This window comes from Bacillus sp. V33-4, assembly GCF_002860225.1.
GTDB lineage: Bacteria > Bacillota > Bacilli > Bacillales > Cytobacillaceae > Bacillus_BJ > Bacillus_BJ canaveralius.
In genome coordinates this window covers 64,821-90,863 of the sequence record NZ_PGVC01000001.1, presented here as the reverse complement: position 1 = coordinate 90,863, position 26,043 = coordinate 64,821, and the positions used below count along the sequence as shown (strand labels likewise).

The 26,043-nt window shown below is 40.1% G+C and carries 32 protein-coding genes and 1 pseudogene; 14 read left to right on the top strand and 19 right to left on the bottom strand.

Annotated features, from left to right (window positions below; all coding sequences use genetic code 11):
• Positions 1-56 precede the first annotated feature (56 nt).
• The gene (locus tag CVD23_RS00465; RefSeq protein ID WP_101664655.1) at positions 57-827 is read right to left on the bottom strand and encodes a TraR/DksA C4-type zinc finger protein; all 771 of its coding nucleotides are present in this window, start codon (positions 825-827) and stop codon (positions 57-59) included.
• Between the two features lie 171 nt (positions 828-998).
• Here CVD23_RS00465 and CVD23_RS00460 point away from each other — a divergent pair, with 171 nt between their 5' ends.
• The 3 genes from CVD23_RS00460 to CVD23_RS21735 all read left to right on the top strand — a co-directional run bounded on the left by CVD23_RS00460 (position 999) and on the right by CVD23_RS21735 (position 2,620).
• The gene (locus CVD23_RS00460) at positions 999-1,208 is read left to right on the top strand and encodes a YozQ family protein (protein ID WP_245917409.1); all 210 of its coding nucleotides are present in this window, start codon (positions 999-1,001) and stop codon (positions 1,206-1,208) included.
• A gap of 145 nt (positions 1,209-1,353) precedes the next feature.
• Positions 1,354-2,097: an alpha/beta hydrolase gene (locus tag CVD23_RS00455; RefSeq protein ID WP_101577382.1), complete on the top strand. Its 744-nt coding sequence runs from the start codon at positions 1,354-1,356 to the stop codon at positions 2,095-2,097.
• A 355-nt stretch (positions 2,098-2,452) separates the two neighbouring features.
• On the top strand, positions 2,453-2,620 hold the full coding sequence (locus CVD23_RS21735) for a hypothetical protein (protein WP_180955452.1): 168 nt from the start codon (positions 2,453-2,455) through the stop codon (positions 2,618-2,620).
• Between the two features lie 47 nt (positions 2,621-2,667).
• Here CVD23_RS21735 and CVD23_RS21730 read toward each other — a convergent pair whose 3' ends face one another.
• Together CVD23_RS21730 and CVD23_RS00450 are read right to left on the bottom strand one after the other, a co-directional pair.
• A complete protein-coding gene (locus CVD23_RS21730) occupies positions 2,668-2,814 on the bottom strand; it encodes a hypothetical protein (protein WP_180955450.1) in 147 nt (48 codons plus the stop codon).
• Between the two features lie 326 nt (positions 2,815-3,140).
• The gene (locus tag CVD23_RS00450; RefSeq protein ID WP_101577383.1) at positions 3,141-3,902 is read right to left on the bottom strand and encodes a kanamycin nucleotidyltransferase C-terminal domain-containing protein; all 762 of its coding nucleotides are present in this window, start codon (positions 3,900-3,902) and stop codon (positions 3,141-3,143) included.
• Between the two features lie 161 nt (positions 3,903-4,063).
• On the opposite strand from CVD23_RS00450, the gene CVD23_RS00445 reads away from it, so the two are divergent.
• Entirely contained in the window at positions 4,064-4,225 is a 162-nt protein-coding gene (locus tag CVD23_RS00445) for a VOC family protein (protein ID WP_245917411.1), read from the top strand.
• A 48-nt stretch (positions 4,226-4,273) separates the two neighbouring features.
• Here CVD23_RS00445 and cotJC read toward each other — a convergent pair whose 3' ends face one another.
• Genes cotJC through CVD23_RS00430 form a run of 3 tightly spaced genes read right to left on the bottom strand, consistent with a single transcriptional unit; the run spans position 4,274 to position 5,370 of the window.
• Positions 4,274-4,843 (bottom strand): spore coat protein CotJC, encoded by a 570-nt coding sequence (gene cotJC / locus CVD23_RS00440; protein ID WP_101577384.1) that lies wholly within the window; start codon positions 4,841-4,843, stop codon positions 4,274-4,276.
• A 21-nt stretch (positions 4,844-4,864) separates the two neighbouring features.
• The gene (locus CVD23_RS00435) at positions 4,865-5,125 is read right to left on the bottom strand and encodes a spore coat protein CotJB (protein WP_101664653.1); all 261 of its coding nucleotides are present in this window, start codon (positions 5,123-5,125) and stop codon (positions 4,865-4,867) included.
• Positions 5,122-5,370, bottom strand: coding sequence for a spore coat associated protein CotJA (locus CVD23_RS00430; protein ID WP_101664651.1), 249 nt, complete (start codon positions 5,368-5,370; stop codon positions 5,122-5,124). The genes CVD23_RS00435 and CVD23_RS00430 overlap by 4 nt, the downstream gene beginning before the upstream one ends.
• A 218-nt stretch (positions 5,371-5,588) precedes the next feature.
• Between CVD23_RS00430 and CVD23_RS00425 the strand changes: the two genes are divergently transcribed.
• Positions 5,589-5,771, top strand: a complete 183-nt coding sequence (locus tag CVD23_RS00425; protein ID WP_101664649.1) for a hypothetical protein — start codon at positions 5,589-5,591, stop codon at positions 5,769-5,771.
• Between the two features lie 143 nt (positions 5,772-5,914).
• Here CVD23_RS00425 and CVD23_RS00420 read toward each other — a convergent pair whose 3' ends face one another.
• The 10 genes and pseudogenes from CVD23_RS00420 to CVD23_RS00380 all read right to left on the bottom strand — a co-directional run bounded on the left by CVD23_RS00420 (position 5,915) and on the right by CVD23_RS00380 (position 13,768).
• Positions 5,915-6,547, bottom strand: a complete 633-nt coding sequence (locus tag CVD23_RS00420) for an ABC transporter permease (protein WP_101577388.1) — start codon at positions 6,545-6,547, stop codon at positions 5,915-5,917.
• 14 nt (positions 6,548-6,561) lie between these two features.
• A complete protein-coding gene (locus CVD23_RS22655; protein WP_308314907.1) occupies positions 6,562-6,693 on the bottom strand; it encodes a hypothetical protein in 132 nt (43 codons plus the stop codon).
• Between the two features lie 26 nt (positions 6,694-6,719).
• A complete protein-coding gene (locus tag CVD23_RS00415) occupies positions 6,720-7,454 on the bottom strand; it encodes a glycine betaine ABC transporter substrate-binding protein (protein ID WP_308314906.1) in 735 nt (244 codons plus the stop codon).
• Between the two features lie 27 nt (positions 7,455-7,481).
• A complete protein-coding gene (locus CVD23_RS00410; protein ID WP_101577390.1) occupies positions 7,482-8,129 on the bottom strand; it encodes an ABC transporter permease in 648 nt (215 codons plus the stop codon).
• Positions 8,130-9,259, bottom strand: a pseudogene (locus CVD23_RS00405) (ABC transporter ATP-binding protein).
• A 321-nt stretch (positions 9,260-9,580) separates the two neighbouring features.
• The gene (locus CVD23_RS00400; protein WP_257987799.1) at positions 9,581-10,369 is read right to left on the bottom strand and encodes a PAS domain S-box protein; all 789 of its coding nucleotides are present in this window, start codon (positions 10,367-10,369) and stop codon (positions 9,581-9,583) included.
• An 880-nt stretch (positions 10,370-11,249) separates the two neighbouring features.
• Entirely contained in the window at positions 11,250-12,293 is a 1,044-nt protein-coding gene (locus tag CVD23_RS00395) for a spore coat protein (protein WP_101577392.1), read from the bottom strand.
• A 336-nt stretch (positions 12,294-12,629) separates the two neighbouring features.
• Entirely contained in the window at positions 12,630-13,031 is a 402-nt protein-coding gene (locus CVD23_RS00390) for an HI0074 family nucleotidyltransferase substrate-binding subunit (protein ID WP_101577393.1), read from the bottom strand.
• Positions 12,986-13,330, bottom strand: coding sequence for a type VII toxin-antitoxin system MntA family adenylyltransferase antitoxin (gene mntA / locus CVD23_RS00385; RefSeq protein ID WP_219619897.1), 345 nt, complete (start codon positions 13,328-13,330; stop codon positions 12,986-12,988). Before mntA ends, CVD23_RS00390 begins: the two co-directional genes overlap by 46 nt.
• 255 nt (positions 13,331-13,585) lie before the next feature.
• Positions 13,586-13,768, bottom strand: a complete 183-nt coding sequence (locus CVD23_RS00380; RefSeq protein WP_101577395.1) for a hypothetical protein — start codon at positions 13,766-13,768, stop codon at positions 13,586-13,588.
• Positions 13,769-14,050: 282 nt separating this feature from the next.
• Here CVD23_RS00380 and CVD23_RS00375 point away from each other — a divergent pair, with 282 nt between their 5' ends.
• Entirely contained in the window at positions 14,051-14,629 is a 579-nt protein-coding gene (locus tag CVD23_RS00375; protein WP_101577396.1) for a class I SAM-dependent methyltransferase, read from the top strand.
• A 199-nt stretch (positions 14,630-14,828) separates the two neighbouring features.
• Here the strand turns inward: CVD23_RS00375 and CVD23_RS00370 are convergent, their stop codons facing one another.
• Positions 14,829-15,650 (bottom strand): glycosyltransferase family 8 protein, encoded by an 822-nt coding sequence (locus CVD23_RS00370; protein WP_101577468.1) that lies wholly within the window; start codon positions 15,648-15,650, stop codon positions 14,829-14,831.
• 700 nt (positions 15,651-16,350) lie between these two features.
• Here CVD23_RS00370 and CVD23_RS00360 point away from each other — a divergent pair.
• The 3 genes from CVD23_RS00360 to CVD23_RS00350 are packed head-to-tail and all read left to right on the top strand — an operon-like array spanning position 16,351 to position 19,695.
• On the top strand, positions 16,351-17,631 hold the full coding sequence (locus CVD23_RS00360; protein WP_101664647.1) for an ArsB/NhaD family transporter: 1,281 nt from the start codon (positions 16,351-16,353) through the stop codon (positions 17,629-17,631).
• A gap of 40 nt (positions 17,632-17,671) precedes the next feature.
• The gene (locus CVD23_RS00355; protein WP_101577399.1) at positions 17,672-19,012 is read left to right on the top strand and encodes a TrkH family potassium uptake protein; all 1,341 of its coding nucleotides are present in this window, start codon (positions 17,672-17,674) and stop codon (positions 19,010-19,012) included.
• Positions 19,013-19,038: 26 nt separating this feature from the next.
• Entirely contained in the window at positions 19,039-19,695 is a 657-nt protein-coding gene (locus CVD23_RS00350; RefSeq protein ID WP_101577400.1) for a potassium channel family protein, read from the top strand.
• 450 nt (positions 19,696-20,145) lie between these two features.
• Here CVD23_RS00350 and CVD23_RS00340 read toward each other — a convergent pair whose 3' ends face one another.
• Positions 20,146-20,925: a TatD family hydrolase gene (locus CVD23_RS00340; RefSeq protein WP_101664645.1), complete on the bottom strand. Its 780-nt coding sequence runs from the start codon at positions 20,923-20,925 to the stop codon at positions 20,146-20,148.
• 153 nt (positions 20,926-21,078) lie between these two features.
• The gene (locus CVD23_RS00335) at positions 21,079-21,498 is read right to left on the bottom strand and encodes an RrF2 family transcriptional regulator (RefSeq protein WP_101577420.1); all 420 of its coding nucleotides are present in this window, start codon (positions 21,496-21,498) and stop codon (positions 21,079-21,081) included.
• A gap of 176 nt (positions 21,499-21,674) precedes the next feature.
• On the opposite strand from CVD23_RS00335, the gene CVD23_RS00330 reads away from it, so the two are divergent.
• From CVD23_RS00330 to CVD23_RS00315, 5 genes are all read left to right on the top strand, one after another.
• Positions 21,675-22,547: a sulfite exporter TauE/SafE family protein gene (locus tag CVD23_RS00330; protein ID WP_101664643.1), complete on the top strand. Its 873-nt coding sequence runs from the start codon at positions 21,675-21,677 to the stop codon at positions 22,545-22,547.
• A gap of 242 nt (positions 22,548-22,789) precedes the next feature.
• On the top strand, positions 22,790-22,954 hold the full coding sequence (locus tag CVD23_RS21725) for a hypothetical protein (protein ID WP_180955448.1): 165 nt from the start codon (positions 22,790-22,792) through the stop codon (positions 22,952-22,954).
• 534 nt (positions 22,955-23,488) lie between these two features.
• Complete coding sequence (locus tag CVD23_RS00325; RefSeq protein WP_101577422.1) at positions 23,489-23,764, top strand: hypothetical protein; 276 nt, start codon at positions 23,489-23,491, stop codon at positions 23,762-23,764.
• 83 nt (positions 23,765-23,847) lie between these two features.
• Positions 23,848-25,176, top strand: coding sequence for a Mur ligase family protein (locus tag CVD23_RS00320; protein ID WP_257987798.1), 1,329 nt, complete (start codon positions 23,848-23,850; stop codon positions 25,174-25,176).
• A gap of 5 nt (positions 25,177-25,181) precedes the next feature.
• Positions 25,182-25,940 carry a type 1 glutamine amidotransferase gene (locus tag CVD23_RS00315; RefSeq protein ID WP_101664641.1) on the top strand — a complete coding sequence of 253 codons (759 nt, stop codon included), beginning with the start codon at positions 25,182-25,184 and terminating at the stop codon, positions 25,938-25,940.
• The last annotated feature ends 103 nt before the right edge of the window (positions 25,941-26,043 follow it).

The following is a 26,043-nucleotide window of genomic DNA, read 5'->3' as shown; positions in this document are numbered from 1 at the left end:
ACGGCTACGCCATTATCTGGATGAGAAGGGAAATAATTCTCCTACAAACATTTTACTCATACGCTATAATCATCTTCCTTTTCGACATAAGGGTCATGTTCATATGCAGGGAGATCGCCGAACTTCGTCATGATTCCTTCTTCATCAAGCTGCTGTTCATAATCGTTATGTTGCTTATTATGCGGATAAACTGTAATGTTTTTCCCCTCAATATCGTTTCCAATAAAGTTTTCGTAATCTTCAACATAACCAATATTTTCGTTGTGCTCGTTGAATAAAGCATCCTGGTCTTCAGGAACATCGTAAAAATCAGACGGTGATGAAGAGTTTCCAAAAGCCGCTACTTCCTGCCATGTATCCTCCGCATCGAGAACAACATTTTCCTCTCGTTCATCTAAATCATATTTTCCAAATGGAGGTCTAAGGACTTCTTCCTCCACAGGCCTGTCATCCGAAATCGTTCTGTCAGGCGTGTGTTCAATGCAAAAGGTTGTTTGTGGAATCGCTTCGAGACGTTCGATCGGTATTTCCTTACCGCAAACTTCACACAGTCCGTAGGTGCCATTCTCTATCGCCTGGATCGCTTTTTTGATATTGCCGAACTGATATTCCAAATGATCGTTCAGCGCGATATCTTTTTCCCTTTCAAACAGCTCGGTTCCTTCATCACCTGGATGGTTATCATAAGCTGAAAGCTCAATCGATGTTTCGCGGTTCAGGTTACTTTTTAAATTAAAATGATCATTCGTTTTAAATTGCCACTCAATGTCTTTCTTCGATTGTTCCAGATCTGCTTTTAGTGCCGCAATTTGGTCTTTTTCTAACAAAGTACACACCCCTTTCTTACTGATGTTTTTTTTATTATTCGTTAATAGTCCTTCGTTGATTATAGGTAAAAAGTGTATATAACTTCGTACCTCTTTGACATTTAATGGCTGGAATCATCGCTGAGCTCCCTGTAGAAAATAAGTTAAAGACATTCGAAGGAGGACGACATCGTGAAAAAAGACAACGAACAGAGCTCAGCGCTCGCAGGTAAATTTTACGAGGAAAAAGATTATCACCGCAATGATGAAGTGTCAATTGGACTGGCTACTACGCATGAACAAGTAAGCGATAATTATATGGGAGAAAGTGTCCCTCCACAAGGAGATCAGCCGCCAATTCCAAGAACCGGAAACAGGGGGGACGGGGAGAATACAATTTAATTTCATAAAAGACCTTGTCAGCCAGTTTCAAATTGTAGATATTTGTGTTGCTGAGTATACTTCTTCCTAAATTTAAGCAGGTTATTTTTTTCCTTTATCGAAAGAAATAGTAGGACTGTTTTAAAACGATTAGGAGGGATGTTGGATGGCAGAAAAATATCCGGTTTTAGAAGGAGCTGAACCCTTTTATTTTGAAGGAAACAAGGTCGGTATCTTAATTTCCCATGGATTCACTGGGTCAACCCAAAGCATGCGCCCGCTTGGAGAAGCATACGCGAAAGCTGGCTACACAGTTTGCGGGCCAAGGCTCAACGGACATGGAACCCACTATGAAGAAATGGAGACAACAACCTACGCGGATTGGATCGCATCCATCGAAGAAGGCTATCAGTGGCTCAAGGAGCGCTGCGACACCATTTTTGTCACTGGTTTGTCAATGGGCGGCACACTTACTTTATACTTGGCTGAAAAATACCCTGACATAAAAGGGATTATTGTGATCAATGCAGCGATTGAAATTCCCGATATGGAAGCCGTCCAACATGCAAATGTGCGATTTTTGGATGCAATTGGGTCGGATATTAAAAATCCAAACGTCAAAGAGCTTGCGTATGAAAAGACTCCGGTTAAATCAGTCCGGGAAATCGTGAAATTGATGGAAATTGTAAAAAATAAGCTCTCGCAAATAACATGTCCGGTATTGATATTTGTTTCGGAGGAGGATCATGTCGTTCCGCCCGGCAATTCGCAAATCATTTACGACCAGGTATCCTCCCCGGTTAAAAAAATGATCGAATTAAAAAACAGCTATCATGTCGCTACTCTTGATTATGATCAAGACGTAATTATTGACGAAACACTTGTATTTATTGATAAAGCGCTTAAGTAACTTGCTTTACTTTGGAGTAATCGAAAGAGCGGGAACAGCTTCGCTCTTTCCTCTTCCTTATTATTCCCTGATTTTTAAGCCCTGACAAAAATTGATTGCACATCAATTATTTTAAAGGAGTTGAAAATTCCTCGTGCACTACTTTACTATAATCACATCCACATTCCCTTTAATCTTTCCGTGCTTTGAAATGACATGAACAACAAATATACCTTCCCCAGGATAGTACTCCACATCAGAAACGGTAAAAGAATACTCAGAGTATCGACTGACATAGTCCTTGACGATATCTTTACTTTCAATCCGCGCTACAGGGTTCTCAGGATTTCCAGAGTTCGGAAGGAGCGGTTAATCAATGATTACCACTGAGAAATCAGGTATTGTCGAATTTAGAAATCAACGGGATATTATTGCTGACCGTAAAAAGAAAACTGAGCAAGAATACCGGGAATTACAAAAACGCGTAGGCAAGATCATTAATCATAACTACCAGCTTGTTCAAAGTTCAATATCTGACAAATAAAAAAGTGTATAAATCGAGGAAGCAAACTCTATGTATTGCTTCCTCTTTTATTTTTTTCGCAATAATTGATCGGCTCTTTTTCTTATTGATTCGTGCTCTGCTATGATCTCTTGTCTACGCTTTTCAAGTTTTTCTTTTCTATTTTCTAAATTGATTGGTTTTGCTACAGATTTAAAATCTATTAATTTTCCCATTATGTCACCTCATTTCAGATTCTGCCCTTATTTAATTTTATCATTCCATAAAAGATACAATAGCTGCTTAGAATTTAGAACAGAAATGTTAAAAACGAATTTAATCTTATTAAGTTTCAACTTTCAGCTTTGAGTACAAAACAGATCATTTTTTCTCAAAAAAGAGGACAAGGCTACCTAAGCAGCTTGTGAGAGACTTTTCAATTTGCTTTTTCCAATACAATACCTGCTTAATTTCAAATGAAATCACTTTCCCTATAATAGGCCTCCTCTGTTTTATTCATAAGAATGACCCTTGACCTCGTTAACGACAATGAACCGCTATATTAAAACGGCAGTTCACGGACTTTATAGTTTATTCCAAGTTCGTCATACCAACTATTTAAACCAGTCCACAAATTTTCACAAAGCTGGTACACATGCTGCTTATCATCCAGCCTTCCTGCCATAATTGCCTGCGCAAGCTCGTTATATCCGGAAGGCTTCGACTTCAGCTTCATTGATTCCTCAAAAGTTCGCGCTCTGGTAGAGTAGTATTGCCTATTGGCCAGTCCGATCAGTTTGGCTGTTTGCCACGCTAAATCTAATGCAGCCAGAGGAAGATAATTAAAGTTTTTAGATTGATAATTATTTCGTATTTTGCCGATTGTTTCATACGGTTCCCAGATCATAAATTCCCGCATTGTTTCTTTAATGGCTGAGCTCGAAACCTGAAAGGGAAGTTGTTTGATTTCTTCAAATAAGTGATGCGGGTCATACACTGTAAGGATATGAATAAAGGAACCCGCTTTAATTGGCCATGAGTCACCAACCTGTTGCGCTTTTTTAAACATTTCATTTTTTTGAATAGTATCGATTTCTATTTTGAAGTCGCCGTAAATGAACTCATGACCTTTTATGTCAATTCCATCTTCTGTTATGACATGCATTTCGATATCCGAATATGGTCCGTCCTTTTCCTGGCCTATCGAGCCATATACACCGATAGCCAGTATGTCTTCCCCGTATTTGCTTAATAATCTTGCTTTTATGCTGCTGATCATTTCTATCTTTTCTTCTCTTGATGTATAGGCTGGATATGGAAGCATCGTATTCCCCCTTTCCTACATATTTCTTTTTCCGATGAAGTCTTTCCTTCAAAATTTTCATAAAAAAATATGTTTTCATCATGGAAATGTATATATTAAAAGGGTTTTAGCTATCGTCTAAAGAAATGAAAGTTTAGATAAAAGTGAAAGGAGTGGTATTGGTGTTTAAGGTCGGCAGCATTTTTATCCCAGTTACGGATATGGAAAAGTCAAAGAAGTGGTATGAAACGAACTTAGGGGTTATAAAAGTCGATGAATGGAAAGAGGAATTAGAACATCGAGTTGGGTACTTCAGCAGAGATCATGATCCAATACTATTTTAAAGAAGACAAAATCCCCTTGAAAGGGGATTTTGTGGGTGCTGCTACAGCTTAAAACACCTTTTTACTATCCCGTTCTTCTTTTAAGAGTTCAACCGCTTCACGGAAGCGTTGGGAATGGACAATTTCCCGTTCCCTTAAAAATCGTAAGCTATCATTTAAGTCCTCGTCATCCGACATATCAATAAGCCACTGGTATGTAGCTCTCGCCTTTTCTTCCGCGGCAATATCTTCATAAAGGTCAGCGATCGGGTCACCTTTTGCCTGAATATATGCAGCTGTAAATGGGACTCCTGCCGCATTATGATAAAATAAAGCAGAATCATGGTTGGCATAATGATCCCCAAGGCCAGCGTCTCTTAATTGCTCAGGTGTCGCATCTTTTGTCAGTTTATAAACCATTGTCGCAATCATCTCAAGATGGGCAAATTCCTCCGTGCCAATATCCGTGAGGAGGCCAATCACTTTGTCCGGGATCGTATAGCGCTGATTTAAATAGCGCAATGCCGCTGCCAATTCTCCGTCAGCACCCCCATACTGCTCGATTAAGTACCTGGCAAGCTTTGGATTACAAGTACTGACCTTTACCGGATATTGAAGTTTTTTTTCGTAAATCCACATCATTGTATCCTCCTTGTTATCCTATACTTGCCATGGCCACGGCCCTTTTCCCCAGCTCCAATTCGCATCCGTGTAGCTGTTTCCAAACTGCTGGAGGGGGCCAAACTTCGCCTCAAACGCCCTCTTCATCTGTTTACTGTATAGTGTGTACTGATTAAATTGCTGCATAGCCTGGTGATCTTCCTGATGTGTATCCAAATAAAGACTCAATTCCACAAGCACAAAATCGACAGCCTGAATTTGTTCTAACGATTGATAATATTCACGAGGCAGCTGGTTCACTCTCGCTCCCTCCCTTTTGTTTCATACGGGTTATTGTAATAATCCCAAAAAACCGGCCATAAAGTTCCCTTTTTTAATGCTTCATGCGCGGAGAATTGTTGAAGATTGGCGGGCTGAAATCCCAGATAGATATGTGGAGGCGTCGAGTAAAATTTTACCCCGATAGGTCTGCAAGGGTCATATACGCTATGAAAGGGACGGTACGCTTTTAAGCGTGAAAACGTTTGTTGCTGTTGGTCAGTCAATCGATACACCTCTTTTCAAAATGTCCTTTTTACTGAACATATTCGCCGTCTGGTTGTCCTGATGACAGATAAATATATGCTAAATCAAAGTGGAGCCCGCGAAGCAAATATACTTCCGTCAGCCTTCATTTTTTATGCAGATATCATCAGCCCAGTAGAAGTATAGAGAAAATAATGTGGGGAAGAATACTCTAAAATTACGAAAGGAGATGATCTTGGTGACAAAAGAAAGAAAAGATGACGCATCCTCTATTGGTGAGGAACTAGGTGAGCATGAACCAAAAGATTTAAATGGTCTCGACCCGGATCGGAGTCTTATGTCTGTTAATTTTGCTACCACTGAAAATCCTTATTTTAGTGAACATCGAAACTTAGATTCTAAAGGGCAGTCTGAACCATGAATCTGCAATGGTCCGAATTAAACCGTCCAAGTCGTTGAATTTCTTGTAATCGTCAACATAACAACACCCCTCAAAGAAACAAGGGGTGTTTGTTCTAGGGATAAACCTATAATTTTCTTGGGTTAAATCTGATTAAAACCTGGCTATATTTTCATCCTTCTCTCCAATTTACCTAAACTGATGTCGGCCAGGATCGCGATGAGACAAGCTGGTATCGCCCCCACATATATGCGGATGTCATTGCGCGAGTTGATTCCGGAGAAGATTTCACGACCCAACCCGTCTCCCCCCACGAACGGGGCAAGTGTTGCTACGCCGACCGCGATGACAGCGGCTATACGCAAGCCGGCCATTATAAACGGCATCGCAAGCGGAAGCTGGACTTTTGTCAATAACTGAACATATGTCATACCGATCCCGCGCCCGGCTTCTGTGATCGAGGAATTCACCTGCTGGAGGCCTACATACGTATGGCGAATGATTGGCAAGAGCGAATAGAGAAACAGGGCCGCAACGACTGTATAAAATCCAAGGCCAAAATACAGCATAAGCAGAGCCAACATGGCTAAACTAGGGATAATTTGAATGATGTTGGCAATGGATAAAATAACAGGAGCAAGCTTTGAATAGCGGCTGCAGAGGATACCTAGGAAGGTTCCAACAATCAGAGCTGCTCCTACTCCGATGGCCACCATGAGCAAATGCTGACCGGTGTAAACAAGCAGGAGGTCAAAGTTTTCTGCCATGTAAGTAAATAGTTCTTGTAAAAACGTCATTTTTTCCACTCCGTCTATTTATTTAGGAGGCCTTTTTCTTTTAAAAATTCTCTTGCGACTTCCCGTTCATTGCGGTTGTTTATATCTACTTCATAATTAAGCCGGGTGATTGTTTCTTCATCTATCTCACCGACAAGCTCATTCATGATTTTTTCTAACTCCGGATTCTTTTCTAAAACCTCATTTCTGGCGACCATGGAAGCTCATAAGGAGGAAAAAAACGTTTGTCATCCTTTAATGTTTTTAAATCGAATTCTATCAGTCTCGGATCAGTGGAGTAGGCAAGAACGACATCCACCCTTTGATTGGCAACTGCTTCATATACGAGATTAATATCCATCGCATACGCGTTTTGAAAATCAAATCGATAATGTTTAATGAACGCCGGATAACCATCGTGTTTTCGTTCCTTCCATGACGAATCTACGCCAAATTCCATATCTGATTGAAACTCTTTTAAATCTGAAACGTTTTCGAGACCCTTTACTTTTGCTACATCTTCTCTGACAGTTAATGCATACGTATTTTCCCAGCCCAATGGATCAAACCATGTAAAATCATAGTATTTTTTGAAGCCTTCCTGTGCCTGTTGAAGTACAGATTCTCGATCAGTGGTTTGCTTAACAGGGAAAAAGTTATTAAAAATAATACCTGAATACATCAGTGCCATATCCAAATCATCCCGGCTCATCGAATTCAGGATCATCGGAGTTGACAGCAAATCGGGGATAATGTCTACGCTTATATCTGTTCGATCTTCAATCAGCTCTTTGTAAATGGCTGCCATGATTTTCGTTTCGGTGTATGTCGCTGCTCCAATTCGAATCGTGTCTTGGGAGCTGCAGGATGATAATAAACCGAGCGATAACATTAACACTGCAGCCCATACTTTTATCGGTTTTAACATATAGTCTCCTTGTTCTCTTTTCTTTTTTTAGGCCCGCGCTTGCTCTGCTTTTCTGCTGACAAAGCCGAGTACTGCATCGACAATCAGTGCTAAAATAATTGCACTGATCGTTCCTGTAAATATAAGAAAGTTATCGTTATTTGCCATCCCGCCAATAATTAAGTCACCTAGTCCCCCGGCCCCAATTAAAGCAGCCAAGGTGGTCCAGCTGATAATGTAGACGGTTGTGAGCCGAACGCCGGAAAGGATAAACGGAAACGCCAGTGGCAGTTCGATTTTCCATAATCGCTGCATCTGGCTAAAACCAATTCCCCGGGCGGCTTCGATCATGCTTTCATCGACCTCTTTAATACCGGAATAAGTGTTGCGGAGCAAAGGGAGAAGCGAATATAGAAATAGAGCAAAAACGGCCGGCTTTAATCCGATCCCGAAGAGTGGAATCAGCATCGCCAGCAGCGCTATCGTTGGCACTGTTTGAAAAATATTAATGATGCCGAACACCAGCGAAGTCAGCCGACCCTCTTTTAAACGGGTCAGAAAAATTCCTGTCGTGATCGCAACAAGACAGCCAAATAGAACGGCCAGAGCCACGATTGTCAGATGCTCCCCGGAGCGAGCCAGTATATCCGGGAACCGCTGCTGCAAGAAGCGCAAGTAATTTTGTAACAGTTCCATTTACATCACCTCATCATCGATCGGGAATACTTCTGCCATTAGGCGTACCATGCTGCCACGGGTGATGATCCCAACAAGCTTTTGTTCTGTTGTCACTACAGGCACGTAGGGAAGATTATGCTGGCCCATATAATCCAGGGCAACGGTAAAGGGGATATTTGGTTCAACAGTATATGTGAAAGGTTGCATTACGTCCTGTAACGTTTTCGTTTCGTCACGATACTGACCAAGAACATTTAAAATCGGGGCGTAGCCCAACATTTTCGATGGTCAACGATAATGAGCGAATCGACTCTCCGTTGTTCCATTATTTTTAAAGCCGCTGCCAGTCCGCGCTCTGGATAAGCCGTTGCCGGGTTATTTACCATCACTTCATTTACGGTTGGTATCTCCATCTGCTCCTTCAACCGGCTTTTCCCGATAAACTCTTTTACAAATTTATTTGCAGGGTGTCGCAAAATAAAATCCGGTGTGCCGACCTGGATAACCTCTCCACCCTTCATCAAAACGATATTGTCAGCAATTTTGATCGCTTCATCCATGTCATGAGTGACAAACACTATCGTCTTTTTCAAGTCCTCCTGGACATTCAGTAACTCATTTTGCAACTGTTCCCTGCTAATCGGATCCAAAGCACTAAACGGTTCATCCATTAGAATAATCTCCGGTTCAGCGGCAAGCGCCCGGATAACGCCAACCCGCTGTTGCTGTCCGCCACTAAGTTCGCGGGGTTTCCGGTTGCGGTAAATATCCGGGGCTAAATTAACCATCGAAAGTAGTTCATTTACCTTAGATTGCGTTTTATTTTCGTCCCATTTTAATAATCTCGGCACAGCCGCAACATTATCTGCGATTGTCATATGAGGAAACAACCCGATGCTTTGAATGACATAGCCTATTTTCCGGCGTAAAACGACTGCATTCATCTTTGAAACATCTTGATGATTGATATAGACCTGCCCTTCAGATGGTGCAATCAACCGATTGATCAATTTCATCGTTGTTGACTTTCCGCAGCCGCTCGGCCCGATAAAAACGTGTATTTTTCCTGCTTCCAATTCCAAATCAATATTTTTCAATGCTTCAAATCCATCATTGTATCTTTTCGATACATTTCTAAATCGTATCATGAATGTCCCCCATATCTAGCTAGTTAGTAACTTAGCTACTATTACCCTATTTGAAAAATATAAAACGACTAAATACCTATTTTGATTTTTCTTATTTTCAAGTTGCAGTATTGGAAAATCTGTCTGACATCGTTCTCCCGTGTTTGAACTGCGGCTTGCTGACAAGCATTATTGCCATCTATAATGCTTAGCATATGTATCCTGATTGTAATTGTATCTTCCATTGCGTCGGTCTATAAGAAAGCGCAAGCGCTCGAAAAAGCCAAAAAGGACCTCAGCAAAGGTCTGCCGATAATGATCCGGCAGACCTCTGTTATATACTCATTTGATTTTTCCAACTCCCAGATATTCTAATGCCTGTTGTACGGAAGCCATCTTCCTGGTTCCAGACAAATTGACACCAAGCTCTACCGCGGTTTGGGCAAGTTTCGGCCTTATTCCCGTAATAATTGCTTCGACTCCAAGCAACCCCATCACGGCACTAATTTTCAGCAGATAATCGGTTACAAGTTCATCAAAATTATATATACCAGAAAAATCAATAATTAAATATGTAATATGGCGTTTTTGAATTTTTGATGGGAGAACTTCCAGCAACTGTTTGGCCCGATCCGAATCAATAGAACCAACGAGGGGCAGAACAGAAATCCCATCCAAAACCGGCACTATCGGGGCGGATACTTCATTAATTTCTCTTTTATGCTGCCTCTCTTCTTCTTTTCGTGTTGTGATATCTCTAAGAGTCGATTGCACTGCTCTTTTATCCCCGAATAAGACAGGATGGCAGTACAATTCAACTTCAACAGGTGTACCGTCCATCCTGAAAATCGTTTGCTCAATCAGTTCGCCGGACTTATTTTCTGTCATTGTCGTCTGTATTCTCTCTTTTATCGCAGGTTTAGCGTTCTCTTCAAAAATGTCCAATACACAGGCGCCAATCAATTCTTTTTTAGTGGCTCTTAGAAAATTCGCGCCAGATTGGTTTATATACAAAACTTTATTGTCAGCATGGATAATAATTGTTTCCACTGAGTACTCAATAATCTGGCGATATATTTGTTCATTTTCGAGAATGGTTTGATAGTCTTCACTTAAGGCGTCTTTTTTCAATCATTTCACTCCCTCTATCAAAAGCTAAAATTGTAGAATACCAATGTAGTAGATATAGATTTGCACCGATATCATTCAGTATGAATTGAAAAAATGGGATGGCTCCCGATTACCAAGCAACTCCCTTTTGTTTACCCTATTTGAATATGATTAAGCCTTATTAACAGAATTTACATGGTTTATTTTGAAAATTCTAGCTGTCTCGGCATAATTATTCCAGTGAAGTCCGAATGTGGTAATGGCACCGAGCTATTTAGCTCAATAACCATCAACCGGCTATTTATCGTTATCTTCTTTGCATGATATTTCATCAAATTCGACTATGTAATCGTCAACTTCTTAGCTATATCATCAACTCCGACTGTTTATCGTCAACTCTTGAGATATATCTTCAACTTCGACTAGTTTATCGTCAACTTCGGCTGGTTTATCGTCAACTTTCCAAGATATCTCATCGGCTTCTTTGACTAGTATACGTCCACTGCCACTTTACACCATCAACTTGTAAGTCGGCTATGTGAACAAATAGCGTAGATAGCAACATCCTCCAGATTTTCCGTCTAAATATAGGGTGTACTACAAATCCATCGGGCGGTCATATGCATTTGGGAGCACGCGAACTGAAATAGAGTAAGTCAGTGGAAGTTACATAAAATACCGAATTTACGAACAGAATTCGAAATTTACCGAGCGGAACTCGAAATTTACGAGCTGAATTCGGGATTTACGAGCGGAACTCCGGATTTACGAGCGGAATTCCAAATTTACCGAGCGGAACTCGGGATTTACATTTGCACCTTCATCCTGAACTTTGTAAAGGAGCTTGGAATCCAAGCTCCTGTTGTAATGCTAATGGTTGCTAAGTATTTGATAGCCAAAATTATTGTGGCAGTGTCCCATTTGCGGCCTGGATCATCGCAGGATTCATGCCGGCTCCTGCCTGATTTGCTAATGCTGCTTGATTCATAGCCGCCCCTGCCTGATTTGCTAATGCTGCTTGATTCATAGCCGCCCCTGCCTGGTTTGCTAATGCTGCTTGGTTCATAGCCGTCCCTGCCTGATTCACAGCTGCCCCGGCCCCATTTAAGTTGTCACCCGCAGCAGCGGATTGTCCAGCGTTAGTATATTCCTGGTTGCCACCGTACAAAACGCTGTCAGCTGCACTTGCATTCAATTCGGCTCCCGCGTCGGATCCAGCGGCTCCGGTTGAATTAGCATATCGCTGTGCTCCATCGCCTTCTCCGGAATAACCCGCGTTAGGCATTGGCTGTCCTGGCTGTCCGTTTTGAGCGTTTTGTCCGTTTTGTCCGTTTTGTCCAGCTTGTGCTTGTCCTTGTCCGTTTTGTCCTGTTCGTCCGAAGTATTGAGTCTCAAGAGATTGATCAGCTGGCTGATATCGGTGAAGGAATGTTTTCGCCGTGTGGTTTCTCATCTCTGGTACCTGATATATACCAGCCTCATTCATAAATAAGAAAACTTCATAAGCTTGGTTTGCACAGTTTACAGAACAGTTGATCAATAACTGGCGAAGGTTTGGATCGGCACTTTCCAGAGCTGCCCACATAGAATTTCTCGCAGCATTTTTATGGGCAAGCAACATTGCAGTAGCGATCTCTCCATCACTGTCGACAGCACCCCACTGAGGGATATATAGCGGTGGATTGTTCAAGCCGTATTTAATCTGCTGCGGATCGATCCCTCTTATGTTCGTATTTGGGGGAATCGGAGAAAATCCTCGATAATCGTGCGTGTATGCCACGACCTCATTATAAGAGCGGATCTCTTCTTGCTGGTGGCGAACGATCATGTCCAGCAATCGCGGATTCCTAGTTTGTGTAGCATACATGTTAAAATGCAGGATCATATTGAATTTTTCGAGTAAACACTCATGTACTTCCATTGTTTCATGCGCGCCGTAAGGCATGGGGATCACTCCTTTGGTTTTTTACTAACAAAGACTAATATTTCCCTTTACCTGGCAATTATGCATGGAATTTTTACTTTATTGGACGTAAATAGTAAACACAGCTTGTGACATTTTAATACCCAAAAATATCCCCCCTGATAAAACTGTATAATCTTTTATAGTTCTTTTTAACATAATGTTAACATTTTTGTTAAATTGGCTATCATACTTGCTAAGAAGGAGAATTGGTCTATAGATTCCCATTTTATTTTTTAAGCATAATAAAAACCGCTTTAATTACCAACAAAGCGGTTTTTTTAAAACATGGATTTGGCAAAGCAAAGTCATAAAAAATCATCCAGTTTTCATCTTACTATTCAATTGATCAATCCAATTACGCATAAGACTGTAGTACTTGGGCAGTTTTCCAAAGATTTCAATCGACAGTTCTTCATTATAAGTGTGTACAGTCAGATTACGGTCATCTACCATTTTCAAACTGAGTATTGTTTCTTCTTCAGAAAATGTGCCCACTTCATGAAAAGAACGCATAACACCTTTGGGCGATCCAATATCCAGACCCTCAATATCATATAAAAATTGCTTTCCTGCTTTCCAGCAAGCTTCAAAGCTAAACTCAAACCTTTGAATTGCTGCATCACGTTCAATACTGGAAGGAGTTTCGATTTGTATTACTTCATGAAACGCTTTTAATGCTTTGTTTGCGAGCTGGAGCCGTTCGAGTAATCTCTCCATAAAATTCCCTCTCTCTCCACTTTTTCTTTAAAAACAGGAGCTGCTTTTGATAGATCAACTAAATCAACTTTATAGGGTAACGTTGATTCTTCTATTCTTTCCCGAAGTTCTATCCATTTTACAGCTGGAATCTCTTCTTTTGATTGAAGAGCAATGTCTATATCGGAAGTTCGCTTTTCTTCTTTACGGGCCCATGAACCAAAAAGATATACATTCACAGATATATCACTCATTGTTTTAAAGATTATACCTTTAAGTAAATCCAAATTCCGATCTCTCTGCGATTTCTGATAATCCATGAGGCTCATCCCCTTCAATTAATTCTTTACTTATTTTCATTATAAAACTTATATCCAAAAAATTCATATGCTTTTAAGATGAATATTTCCATACTAACTCTAGGAAATCTCAACTCTTAGGCATCAACCTTTCAAAATTAACTCCTTATTGTTTTTTATTGTAGTAAGCCGCGCAAATGAGCCCAAAATAAGTTGGTGCTTCATAAGAACGGAACTCAACAACACGTTCGTTCTCTGAAATGGCTCCAGCCAGGATTAATGTTTGCCAGATGCCATCGGGTTTGGCTGCCTCGATAAAGTTTGGCTTTTTTCATTTCTTCTCCGAGCTTGATCATATTCCTTCGAGGTTAATCCCATCCGTTCCGGCAAAGTGCCTTTTAACTCGGGGATGATCTCACCGCCGTGAGGAGCGATGCATGCAAAAATAAATGGAATCATTGTTACCCCGTCCTTTTTAAATGTGATATGTAACTAGTTAGCCATATACAGAAAAAATCCTTTCTGAACCCCATTAAAAATTCAATCTTGAACATTACAGAGGACTGCCATTCAAGTATAAACACCATTCATTCGTGGAAAATTCTCCATTTACCACGACCTCCATTGATTTCCTTATGCCCGCTTTGTATTCCCTCATTTATGTAGGAACATAATAAATGAGTGCACTCAAGAATAGCCAAGCATACAAGGACTAAATCTTAACAAAGCAGGTGTCTCAAATTGCAATTATCACCGCGAATTTATCACTCATTTGTTCGGCCAAAATGGATAACAAAAGTATATATTCAGAACAAGCTTCAACGGCAATTTGATTTTACGGATAAAAAAGTTCTCGATTTTGGAGCGGGTACCGGGGCGAACTGTACCTTGTTTTCACCTGTTCATTATTTTGGGATTGACCCTGATACACACAGGATAAACTTTGCCAAACGATTTTACGCGAAATACCGATTTGAAGCGTTTGAGGGGCATAAACTTCCCGTGGACGACAATAGCTTTGATTTTGTTTTAATCATCGCTGTCCTCCACCATATTCCTCCAGAAGCGATCGAAAACTACATCAAGGAATTCAAACGAATATTGAAACCAGAGGGAAAAGTTGTCGTGATCGAACCTTGCTTTTTTGAAAAGTCCCCGATCAGCAATTGGTTTATGAGGTCTAATGATAAAGGCGATTACATTCAAAAGGAAGAAGATTACCTGAATTACTTTACGAAGGAAAATTTCAAATGCAACGTATTAAACAGGTTTAAAAAATGCTTTGTTTATAATGAACTTTATTTTACAGCGTTACTTTAGCTTGCTTGTTTCAGCAATTGCTCCGCCCGCTTTTTCCTGCATTGCAACAAAATAAACAAAAAAGAACAGGCTCTAACGTCAATGCAAACGTTAGAGCCTGATCTTGTGTTGGCCGATATATTCCTTCCCGGTTCCAGAACGAAGAAGTGTGCCGACCATGAGGGAAATAATTCATTATTCTCACCTGATGTAGTTCAAGTTAAGTTCTCTCTAATAGTAAATTTTCATATTCAAGATAAAAACGGCCCAAGTTACCCTTGTTCTTGTATTTCCATGGCTTATTCTTACCGCAATAGTGGATAAAAACGGTGTTGGTTTGGATCCATTGTAAGTCCCTTTTGTTATTGATAATTAATTTGCTTAACTGATAATATCTTGCTTCATAGTTAAAGCGATAACAATCGACAGGAATCACTTTATCCCAATACAGTGCATTCAGTACATCCTGATCAGGTAAAATGAGTTTTCGCTTATTTTTTTTAATATATTGGAAAACATTGCCCAGGATTACTTCGTTTCTAAGTGAGTGCAGGTTCATCAAAAGAACACCGGTATTAAAGTATCCGTGTGCACGGGGTGTGTTTAACCGAAGTTTATTGAATGCACGGGTGATGTGTGAGAAATGCTTATGTTCTGAAGCAACAAAATAAGAATCCCCAAATTCCGTCCAATATAATTCGGATATTGAATTAATGACAACAATATCGGGATCAAGGTAGAGTATTCGCTGCAAATGATTCGGCAATACTTTGTGGGCAGCTAGACGATAATACATTTCAATTGTAAAGTGGCGAAAAGTTGGCAGCCCTGCAAACAACTTTGGGTCAATGGGAGTAGGATGGAGTTTATGCCCTTCTGATTCTACATAATCTTTCAATTCTTTCAGCTGTTGATCCAATATATTTGAGTACACAATGTAAATAGAAAAACTTTCTTTTCCGTTATTCACAAATAGTGATTTTAGCATCACCTTCAAAGGATGAATGTAATGTTCATTGCATGTGACAAGAATATTCATGATAAGATACACACCTTAACGATATTTATAATCTAATCCGAACATGCTACACAAAAAATTCACAAACGTTTCCTTTCTTATTATTGAGTCATAGGTTTAGGCATCGGAATTATTTCAGCCCTTCTTGCAAGCGTACATTGCATAAAGCATATCTTTAATTGAAAAACGAACAATTATGTAAAATTAGACAGTACTATCAGTCATATGGAATTCTTCTGCTGTGGTTAAGACAATCTCATTCGTTTTTCGGTTTAGCTAAGCTAAATACATTGATTTACTCACGTGAATTATTTTTTCTAATCCAGACAGAAATATTCCCAGTATAAATCACGTCTTCACTTATCTGCTTCGCTTCTAGCAATACAGAAGAGTAGTAGCCTTGGAAAGAGATGGCAGCCAAATAGCATAAACATAGCAAGCTTTTTTCTGCCCAGATTTCGATAATAGCCCTGAGGGATTCATCTAACATATCGATTAAATGTGCTCTCATCGTGCCCGAAAAGCTTGCACTGTTTTAGCCTCCTTGACTATACTGCTAATAAATAATCGATCTTTCCCTGCTTTTTTTGATACCAAAAATAAATCTTAAGCTACCTGCATACCACGATTTTATCCGGCCTAATTCTTTCAATTAAGTTCGCAAGCGAATGGAATTAGAATTAAGCGAAATACTATCGTTGACATTTGTTCAGGAGGCTTATTTATGAGTTTTGATGCAATTATTGCATTAAGTATCTTTCTTATCATTTATGCTTTTATTATTTCCGAAAAAATTCATCGAACTATTATTGCCCTGGTTGGCGGTTTATTGATGATTTACTTTGGCATCCTTGATCAGGAATCTGCCCTTCACCATATTGATTTTAATACGTTGGGTCTATTAATCGGAATGATGATTATAGTAAACATTACGTCACTTACAGGATTATTTGGATACATCGCCATCTGGTCAGCGAAAAAAGTAAAAGGACATCCCATCAGAATTCTTATCGTGTTTAGCCTGGTAACCGCTATTTCGTCTGCGTTTTTAGACAATGTTACGACAGTTCTATTAGTCGTACCAGTTACTTTAAACATTACTTCTTTATTAAAAGTTAACCCAATTCCATTCCTCATTTCTGAAATATTAGCCGCAAATATTGGCGGGACAGCTACGATGATCGGGGACCCACCGAATATCATGATCGGCAGTGCAGTAGAAGAATTAACGTTCCTGTCATTTATTGAAAACTTGGCTTTGATTTCTTTGATCATTTTAATAGTAACCGTGTTTTTATTCTCAATAATCTATCGAAAACGATTAACGACCACACAGGAATTGAAGAACCGCTTACTTGAGAAAGATGAAAAATCTGAAATAAAAGATAAAAAATTATTAATAAAGTGCTTGTTTATCATTGCTGTAACGATTGGCGGGTTTTTCCTCCATCAATTTATTGAAATACAAACTGCAACGATTGCTTTAGCCGGAGCGTTCCTTTTACTTTTGATTACCGGGGACAAGTATTTGGATCGAGCCCTGGAAAAAGTAGAATGGACGACGATATTTTTTTTCATTGGTTTGTTTGTTATCGTTGGCGGGCTGGTTGAGACGGGGCTAATATCAGCTTTAGCCAGAAAGGCCTTATTCTTGACTGGCGGGGAATTGAAAACGACTACACTTCTCATATTATGGATGAGTGCTCTCCTGTCAGCATTTGTTGACAATATCCCGTTTGTAGCAACTATGATTCCAATGATTAAAGAAATGGGTGAAATGGGTATAAATGATTTGGAACCATTGTGGTGGAGTCTTGCCCTTGGTGCTTGTTTGGGGGGCAACGGCACACTAATTGGCTCAAGCGCCAATTTAGTTGTAGCTGGATTAGCTGCAAAAGAAGGACATCCGATTGCTTTTGGTAAATATTTAATTGTTGGATTTCCTTTTATGATCCTTTCCATCCTCATCTCAACAATTTATATATATTTCCGATATTTAATGTGAACTTTCGCCTCCAAATTCATTACAGTCAGGCAGGTAAAAAATGAAAAAGACAAGAGATTTCTTAGACCCTCCAAAAATACTTGTACTGGGCTTCGCCACCGTGATATTGATCGGTGCATGTTTGTTAACCCTTCCTATAGCCACGGTCGATGGAAGTGGTCTCACATTTCTAAATGCTTTATTTACCGCTACATCTGCTACATGTGTAACAGGGCTGGTTGTGGTTGACACTGGAACTGCCTTTACCAAGTTCGGACAAATCGTCATCTTAGCGCTTATCCAAGTGGGTGGCTTAGGATTTATGACCTTTGCAACTTTTTTCTTCTTCCTGTTGGGAAAAAGAATTTCACTTAGAGAAAGGCTGTTGCTCCAGCAATCTTTGAACAACTTGTCGATTGAGGGAATTGTAAGATTGGTAAAAAGAGTATTAATTTTCACTGCCGTTTTTGAAATTGCCGGTGCGATCATTTTGGCAATTCGTTTTGCCTTCGATATGCCGATTGGAAAAGCAATCTATTTTGGTATCTTTCATTCAATATCAAATTTCAATAATGCCGGGTTTGATTTAATGGGAGAATATAGAAGTTTGACCCCGTATGTAGATGATCCTACAGTAGTCCTAACCGTGTGCGCGCTTATCACATTAGGTGGAATTGGTTTTATTGTTTTGAATGAACTTTATGAATACCATGACACCCACCGTTTATCAGAGCATACGAAGGTCGTATTGCTAACAAGTCTGATTCTTACTTTAGGTGGAACGATTTTAATATTCTTGTTTGAATTTGGAAATGAAAAAACGATAGAGCCGTTATCTTATATGGGAAAAGTATTAGGGGCATTGTTTCAGGCTGTCACCCCACGGACAGCAGGTACCAATACATTGCCGATTGCCGACTTAACACAATCTACATTGTTCCTGCTCGTATTTCTAATGTTTATTGGCGCCGGTCCCGGCTCAACCGCCGGGGGTATAAAAGTAACTACCCTGGCAGTTTTATTAAAAACTGTGTGGTCCCAGATTAAAGGGAAAGAAGATGTTGTGTTATTTAGACGCCGAATTGTTATTGATACGATATTTAGAGCATTAACTGTTACAGTAAGTGGGCTATTTCTTGTTATGGTCATTACCATGTTGCTGACGATAACGGAAAAAGAGGCTAGCAATTTTATCGTCTATTTATTTGAAGCCACTTCAGCTTTTGGTACCGTAGGGCTTTCAATGGGATTGACTCCGGAATTATCTCCGATTGGCCGGATACTAATTATCTTTACGATGTTTGCGGGAAGATTGGGGCCGTTGACGGTGGCATATGCGGTCGCGATGAGGCGGAAGCCGGATGCCTTCCGTTATACAAAAGGAAAAATCATGATTGGCTAATTACTTAGAAGGAGTGTAAACATCAGATGCCAAAACAAGGATATGCTGTGATTGGATTGGGACGGTTCGGAATGAGCGTAGCTAGAAAACTTTACGAAGCCGGCCAAGATGTGTTGGGAATCGATATTAAAGAGGCGCACGTCGAAGATGCTGGATTATCTGTCACTCATGCAGTTGTCGCGGACTCTACCGAAGAGGAAGCCCTAAAATCAGTCGGGATTCGAAATTTTGACTGCGTCATCGTGGCAATTGGGGATGATATGCAAGCAAGTATTTTGACCGTACTGCTATTAAAAGAGTTAGGAGCAAAGCAAGTAATCGCAAAGGCACTGAGCAAACGCCATGGACAAGTGTTAAATAAAGTAGGAGCAGATTGGATTGTCTACCCGGAGAGAGACATGGGTGAACGGGTCGCACATCAGCTTCTCTCCCCGAATGTGTTAGATTTCATCGAGCTTTCACAACAATACAGCATTGAAGAAGTCAAAATCCCAGTAAGTATGACCGGAAAAAGTTTGCGAGAAGTCGACCTTCGTGCTGAATATAATATAAGCGCCATTGCGATTGTCAGCGATGAAGATATAATCGTGCCCCCTTCCCCTGATCAAATTTTCCATCAGGAAGATAGATTGGTGGTCATTGGTCACAAGGAGGATCTCGTTGAGTTTGGAAACATTGAGTGAACAAGATTCAATATGCTTTTTTTATGAAGAAAGATTCCTATACAACAAATAAAACAAAAAGATGTGGTATATTCCAATTCGGCATTTCCGCAGGGGTTAAGTACATATTCGACGTAACAACAGGCCTTTCAGTATAAAACCATGACCCTATTGTGGATAGGACTTAATAAATGTTTTCCCAATTTTCACGATAAAAAAGGGATTTTGCCGCTTCCCTTAGCCCAACTGAACGTTTCGGCACCTTGAAAAATTTGCTTAAAGCTTCAATAGATATCATCCGTTTCGCCTCCTCTTTTTTACTGGCAGAAAAAAGAAAATATCACCAAAGATATTGCATGTCAATAACTATTCTGAATTCTCAGTCAAGTTTATCATTCAACTTTCAGTTATGCTGAACGCTCCAATGGATATTAAAAAGTGGTTAAGAGACTGTTGCTCTTAACCACTTGCTTAGAATGCCAATGAGTAAAACTTTAATGTATTAATATATAACCGTCGATACACATCTGGTTCCGGGAGGTTTTTGATTTGTGCGATGATTTTTATGGACGCATGAATCATATTCGGATGAGTTTTTATTCCTTGAAACGGTCCTTCGAATGGCCATGGCCCGTCCGTTTCTACCATCAACTGGCCAAGTGGAAAGTCCGATACCATCGACTGGATCTCCTTCTCATAAACGATATCAGGTGTGACGGAAATATAATAGCCGTTTTCCGCGATTCTGCGTAATGTCTTTGCATCTCCTTTGAACCAATGAAAATGTGCTTTAACGATCGAATGCTTTTCAAGAAGGCCGCAGACAATCGAGGCATCATCATAAACAGCATGAAGGATGATCGGCTTTCCCCATCGTTTTGCATGGATGACGAATGTTTCCAGCAATTCGATATATTGCTGGAGCGGAAATTCACCTTGCTTGTCTTTCTTTCTCCGATAAAACGGCAGACCTACCTCTCCGACCGCAACCATAGTATTCCTGTGTTTTTCCATCCATTCCAGCAAATCGGCAAGTTCACGGCCGGTTGGCAAAGCCTGCTCTGGATGATAACCAAATGCCGGCAAAATTCTCGAATCTCTGAAAGAAAGCTCCAGATTTCGTTTGCAGGATTGCAAATTCATACTCACGGATATAACCTTGTCAATTGAATTGCCATCCAGGAAAAACTTTTCGATCTCATCATCGGAATATTGATCAAGATGGATATGAGCATCTATTATCTTATTCATGATTGCCTCTCCCGCACTTTTTTAGATTGTTTAATGTTTTCTACTAAACACAAAAATCACCTTTTTTAATACTATATTCTTATTGAACCTGAACATCTAGATTAATAACAAAAAAAACACCAGTGTTGGCAGCTTAGCACCCGGCAGTTAATTTCATTTTTTAATGATATTACCGTCCAACAAATCCTTCAGTGTTGTATGATCCAATAAATCTGCAACAGTATCCCTGACAAGTGCCCATAAAGGTTTTAACAAGCAACCCTCCTCCAATGGACAGCTTTCATATGATGTAATACTCACGCACCCCATCGGCGCTAGCGGTCCCTCCAGGTTCCGAATGACTTCTCCAATGATGATGTCACGGGGGCTTCTACTTAATTTATATCCTCCATTCACACCTCTTTTGCTTTGAACGTATCCGTTTCTTTTTAATTGCAAAAGAAGTTGTTCTAAATAATTAATTGGAACCAGGGTCTTTTCGGATATCTCTCCAATAGATGTTAGTTGATTTTTATTGCTGCCTAAACATATAAGTGCACGTAATGCATATTCTCCTCTACTAGAAATTTTCATAAAACGCCTCTCCTTTAGGTATTTGCCCATTTTCAACCTAGACAAGAACCCAATAGTACGTCCTGCTCATATTGTAGGATATAAACTTGATTAGATTAGTCAACAATGACAAATTTATTGATTGTAGTTCCCTATAACAAGTCTATTCAGGAAATTTTGAAAAAGGAGAGGTTTTTTTGCGAAGGTTAATCGTTCTTGCTTTGATCGGCTTAGCAGCACAGTTGGTGGATGGTTCATTGGGTATGGCATATGGAGTTACTTCCACCTCATTATTGCTTATGTTTGGTATTGCACCAGCTGTTGCATCTGCTTCTGTTCATATGGCAGAAGTTGTAACTACTGCTGCTTCGGGTGTATCGCATATTCGATTTGGTAATGTAGATAAACAAGTTGTCCTCAAATTAATCATACCTGGTTCTATTGGGGCTTTTATAGGTGCTTGTTTTTTAGGCAGCATTCCTGGTGACATAGTTAAACCATATGTTTCGTTTTTCTTATTGCTATTGGGTGTCTATGTAATTTATCGTTTCCTGTTCAAGTTCAATCCTTCCAGTCAAATTGCCAAAACAAACATGGGGAAAAAACACTTTGTACCACTCGGGTTTATTGCAGGCTTTTTTGACGCTACTGGTGGTGGAGGATGGGGGCCAATTGCAACACCTGTACTGCTAACCAGCGGCAAAATGGAACCGAGGAAAGTAATTGGTTCAGTCGATACAAGTGAATTCGCAATTGCCGTATCTTCTACTCTAGGTTTTCTTATTACTTTAGGATGGACGCAGATTCATCTCCAATGGGTAGTTGCATTAATGATCGGGGGTATTATCGCAGCTCCGATTGCAGCTTGGTTGGTCAAAATCATACCGACTAACCTATTGGGAACGCTCGTCGGTGGTATTATTATTTTGACGAATATCAGGACTTTACTGGGAGCATTAGAAGTATCTTATACGACAAGTCTTTACACATATTCAGTGCTTGCAACCCTTTGGCTCGCTGCTGTGGTGAATGTAATTTGGAAACAAAGAAAGGCTATAACAATCAGTTAGCAGAGTAAACGAGGAAACCCACAAAGAGTATTTCAAACTCTTTGTGGTTTTCATGTACTTATCATAGATATAATATTGATCTTCTGCCTTTTAACGATAAAAGAAAAAGCTAAGTACCTATTAACATTTCATAGTTCATAGAAGAAAACTTGGTTTTCAGAGGGAAATCAGGCCTTCTCTATGTCAACAGATGGGTATAAATGCATTGTTTCAACAGAGACTATCTCCAGGAGGTTGACATCATGACAGAAGAAAAAGGACAAAACAAAGGTAAGGAAAAGGATAAAAATGTAAAAAACAGGAGTATATTACCGGAAAAAATAAGCGAAAAAAATACGGATCCTTTTTTGATTGAAGGCAAGGGGGATCCGAACCTTTCACCAGATGCCGGCAGACCGCTCATTTAGTGAAGGGAAAAAGTGCTTGATAAATGAAGTTAAGAAGTTAATTGGAGTGGATCTGTTTACAAATCTTATGATACTTCGCAAGGCTAATTTAGCATAAGATAAATAAAAGGAACCATCGCAAATATCGAAGAAGGCACTAAAGACACCAGCAAAAGTGTAGAAACCGTTGCGGCAGCTACTCAGGAAGTTGTAGCCGGCAGCGAAGGAATCATTAACTCCTCCAAGCATTTAAGTGATCTGGCAGAAAAATTACAAGAGGTAATTAAAGGGTTTAAATTGAACCTTTAAATTTTATAGCGAACTTAATAAAAGGGACATCCAAATGGAAGTCCCTTTTATGAATGATCAACCATAATTGCACGACTGCATAGACTATATTCATTTTCAAAATAACATTGTTTCTTTTTGATAAACTTGCCCCGCTAGCCAATCCATTAGAAATGAACTGAATCGGATGTCTTGACGAAGTAATAAAAGCAAAGAAACATGGAAAACTTAATCTAGTATTGGCAATCCAACAGAGGAGTGTTTTGCATGTGGGTAATTAAAACCGAGCATAAAAGAGACCATGGCGGTACCGCTGCGCTTGAACTGGAAAGCGAAGACGGCAAATGGGATGTGAATGCCAGATGGGATGGCTGTATGGAAATTCATGTGTATTCGATCACAGAGGAAAATCGTGAACTTAAAGACACTTTCCACACTTGTGATTTAAACGGTTTTATCGACAAGCTTCAATCACTAAATGGCGTATTATCAGAGTTTTTTGGTGACGAGGAAAGCTATTGGGAATCCATGCGACAATCGTAGAGCAATTCATCTCGCTTAACATTAGCTGGCACCGGCATGGCCGAGGGGGACAAACATCTGAGCAGATTGAGAGGCGAACATAAGTGCCAGTAAAAACATCAATATTAGCGGCAAAAATGACTCATAAGGCGAGCCGCTTATTACATAAAAGTGGGAGCAACCTGCCAGGTGTAGTAGCACGGAAAATCGATAAGGACATCTTGAAAAAGTTAGCAAACAATACTGATAAAATCATTTTTATCAGTGGAACGAACGGCAAGACGACAACCTCCCAAATCGTCGGGCATATCCTCAGCGAAAATGGTTTTCGTATAATACATAATTCTGAAGGTTCCAATATGATTACCGGCATCACAACAGCATTCATTAAAAACGAAGGGCTACTGAGAAGGAAAAAAGCTGATATAGCAGTCATAGAGATTGATGAAGGTTCAATTGAAAGAGTAACGAAAGAAATCCAGCCAGGACTGATGGTTTTTACAAACTTCTTTCGGGATCAGCTCGATCGTTTTGGGGAAATTGACATCCTGGTTAATAAAATTGGTGACGTTTTAAAGCGAACTGCGGTAAAACTTATTTTAAATGCAGATGATCCTTTCGTCACCCGTTTAGGCTATCTCGGCTTGGAAGCCGAATACTTCGGTTTAGGCAAGCATGCTTTTGCTTTTGAGCAGCACAATATGATTGAATCTACGTTTTGTCCTCAATGCGGCGAACGTCTTCAATACAAACACACTCACTATGGGCAGATTGGCCATTATAGCTGCCCATGCGGTTTTGGACGCAAAAGTCCTAAATATGAAATCAAGCATTTGGAAGTGAATGAAGGCTTATCTATAAAGACAAACGTTGGAGACTTTTCTGTACCTATTTTGGGTTCGTATAACGCCATCAATGCTTTGGCTGCCATCAGCGTTTGTATAGAAAGCGGCCTGAGTCCTGAACAAATCCAAAATGCGCTATCAACATTTCACGTCGAAAACGGACGGATGGAACGGTTCGAACACAAGGATAACCATGTAGTGTTAAATCTGGCTAAGAACCCGGCCGGCATGAATGTCAGTTTATCGGAATCAAACATGAACCATGAGCGAAAACAGTATTTGCTCCCTTTAAATGATTTAGGCGATGACGGCCGGGATATATCCTGGATTTGGGACGCTGATTATGAAAAGATAAACAGCAGTCTTACTGACCGGATCATATGCAGCGGTTTAAGGGCAGAGGACATGGCTGTCCGTTTAAAGTATGCTGGCATCCCTGAACACAAACTGGAAATCATCCAAAATGTCGACCTTGCAGTGGAGGAACTATTGAAAAGACAGCTGAACAGCTATGTCGTCACCAACTATTCGGCCCTGCAGCCAACAAGAAAAGCGTTTGTAAATCGGTTGAAAAATGTTAAGGGGTGATCATTTTGGAAAGGAAAGTTCCGTTACAATCATCCAAACAGCTGACTTTGTATTATTTTTTCCCGGACAAGCTCAATCTCTATGGTGATCGTGGCAATATTATCAGCTTAGCCAAGCGCTCTGAGTGGCGAGGAATTAATCTAAATATAAAAGAAATAAGAAGCACAGATGGCGTAACACTAGAAGATATGGATTTATTTTTTATAGGCGGGGGAAGCGACAGGGAACAGAGCGTAGTAACAGCTGAACTGCAGAACATCAAGATCCAATTAAAAGAAAAAATCGAAAGCGGAGTCCCAGGCCTGACCATTTGTGGCGGATATCAATTTTTGGGCAACCAATATATTGATGCAAACGGTAATGAATTGGAGTGTTTAGGAATATTGGACTTTTATACAGTAGCAAAGCAACCGAGGCTTACCGGGAATATTCTAGTCCAGTCTGAGTTATTTGGGGAAATCGTCGGGTTTGAAAACCATGCCGGACGAACTTATCATTCTTATCGCCCATTAGGGAAAGTGGAAAAAGGAAGCGGGAACAACGATGATAGCGGATTAGAGGGTTTGCTGTATAAAAACTTGATCGGAACCTATTTGCACGGGCCTATCCTGCCAAAGAATCCTGCCATCTCCGACTATTTAATCGCCAAGGCGATTGAACATCGCTACGATGAAGACACTGCCTCCGCATGGATAACACAATTAGATGATTATTTAGAACATCTCACAAGGAAACAGGTATGTAAAAGAGTGAAGAATGGCTGAAAACGGGCTCCGTAACACGCCGACACAGCGAGAATAGCAACGACTGAAGAATTTGGGGGAAATCTAAATTATCGGTAATTGCTTAAATCTTAGTTGTTGTGCA

Excerpts from the sequence above, each read along its gene's own strand:
- CVD23_RS00455 (WP_101577382.1), top strand. The coding sequence starts at position 1,354 with ATGGCAGAAAAATATCCGGTTTTAGAAGGAGCTGAACCCTTTTATTTT.
- CVD23_RS21735 (WP_180955452.1), top strand. The coding sequence starts at position 2,453 with ATGATTACCACTGAGAAATCAGGTATTGTCGAATTTAGAAATCAACGG.
- CVD23_RS21730 (WP_180955450.1), bottom strand. The coding sequence starts at position 2,814 with ATGGGAAAATTAATAGATTTTAAATCTGTAGCAAAACCAATCAATTTA.
- CVD23_RS00450 (WP_101577383.1), bottom strand. The coding sequence starts at position 3,902 with ATGCTTCCATATCCAGCCTATACATCAAGAGAAGAAAAGATAGAAATG.
- cotJC (WP_101577384.1), bottom strand. The coding sequence starts at position 4,843 with ATGTGGATTTACGAAAAAAAACTTCAATATCCGGTAAAGGTCAGTACT.
- CVD23_RS00420 (WP_101577388.1), bottom strand. The coding sequence starts at position 6,547 with ATGACGTTTTTACAAGAACTATTTACTTACATGGCAGAAAACTTTGAC.
- CVD23_RS22655 (WP_308314907.1), bottom strand. The coding sequence starts at position 6,693 with ATGAATGAGCTTGTCGGTGAGATAGATGAAGAAACAATCACCCGGCTT.
- CVD23_RS00415 (WP_308314906.1), bottom strand. The coding sequence starts at position 7,454 with ATGTTAAAACCGATAAAAGTATGGGCTGCAGTGTTAATGTTATCGCTC.
- CVD23_RS00410 (WP_101577390.1), bottom strand. The coding sequence starts at position 8,129 with ATGGAACTGTTACAAAATTACTTGCGCTTCTTGCAGCAGCGGTTCCCG.
- CVD23_RS00395 (WP_101577392.1), bottom strand. The coding sequence starts at position 12,293 with ATGCCTTACGGCGCGCATGAAACAATGGAAGTACATGAGTGTTTACTC.
- CVD23_RS00390 (WP_101577393.1), bottom strand. The coding sequence starts at position 13,031 with ATGGAGAGATTACTCGAACGGCTCCAGCTCGCAAACAAAGCATTAAAA.
- mntA (WP_219619897.1), bottom strand. The coding sequence starts at position 13,330 with ATGGATTATCAGAAATCGCAGAGAGATCGGAATTTGGATTTACTTAAA.
- CVD23_RS00380 (WP_101577395.1), bottom strand. The coding sequence starts at position 13,768 with ATGATTCCATTTATTTTTGCATGCATCGCTCCTCACGGCGGTGAGATC.
- CVD23_RS00360 (WP_101664647.1), top strand. The coding sequence starts at position 16,351 with ATGAGTTTTGATGCAATTATTGCATTAAGTATCTTTCTTATCATTTAT.
- CVD23_RS00355 (WP_101577399.1), top strand. The coding sequence starts at position 17,672 with ATGAAAAAGACAAGAGATTTCTTAGACCCTCCAAAAATACTTGTACTG.
- CVD23_RS00350 (WP_101577400.1), top strand. The coding sequence starts at position 19,039 with ATGCCAAAACAAGGATATGCTGTGATTGGATTGGGACGGTTCGGAATG.
- CVD23_RS00340 (WP_101664645.1), bottom strand. The coding sequence starts at position 20,925 with ATGAATAAGATAATAGATGCTCATATCCATCTTGATCAATATTCCGAT.
- CVD23_RS00335 (WP_101577420.1), bottom strand. The coding sequence starts at position 21,498 with ATGAAAATTTCTAGTAGAGGAGAATATGCATTACGTGCACTTATATGT.
- CVD23_RS21725 (WP_180955448.1), top strand. The coding sequence starts at position 22,790 with ATGACAGAAGAAAAAGGACAAAACAAAGGTAAGGAAAAGGATAAAAAT.
- CVD23_RS00325 (WP_101577422.1), top strand. The coding sequence starts at position 23,489 with ATGTGGGTAATTAAAACCGAGCATAAAAGAGACCATGGCGGTACCGCT.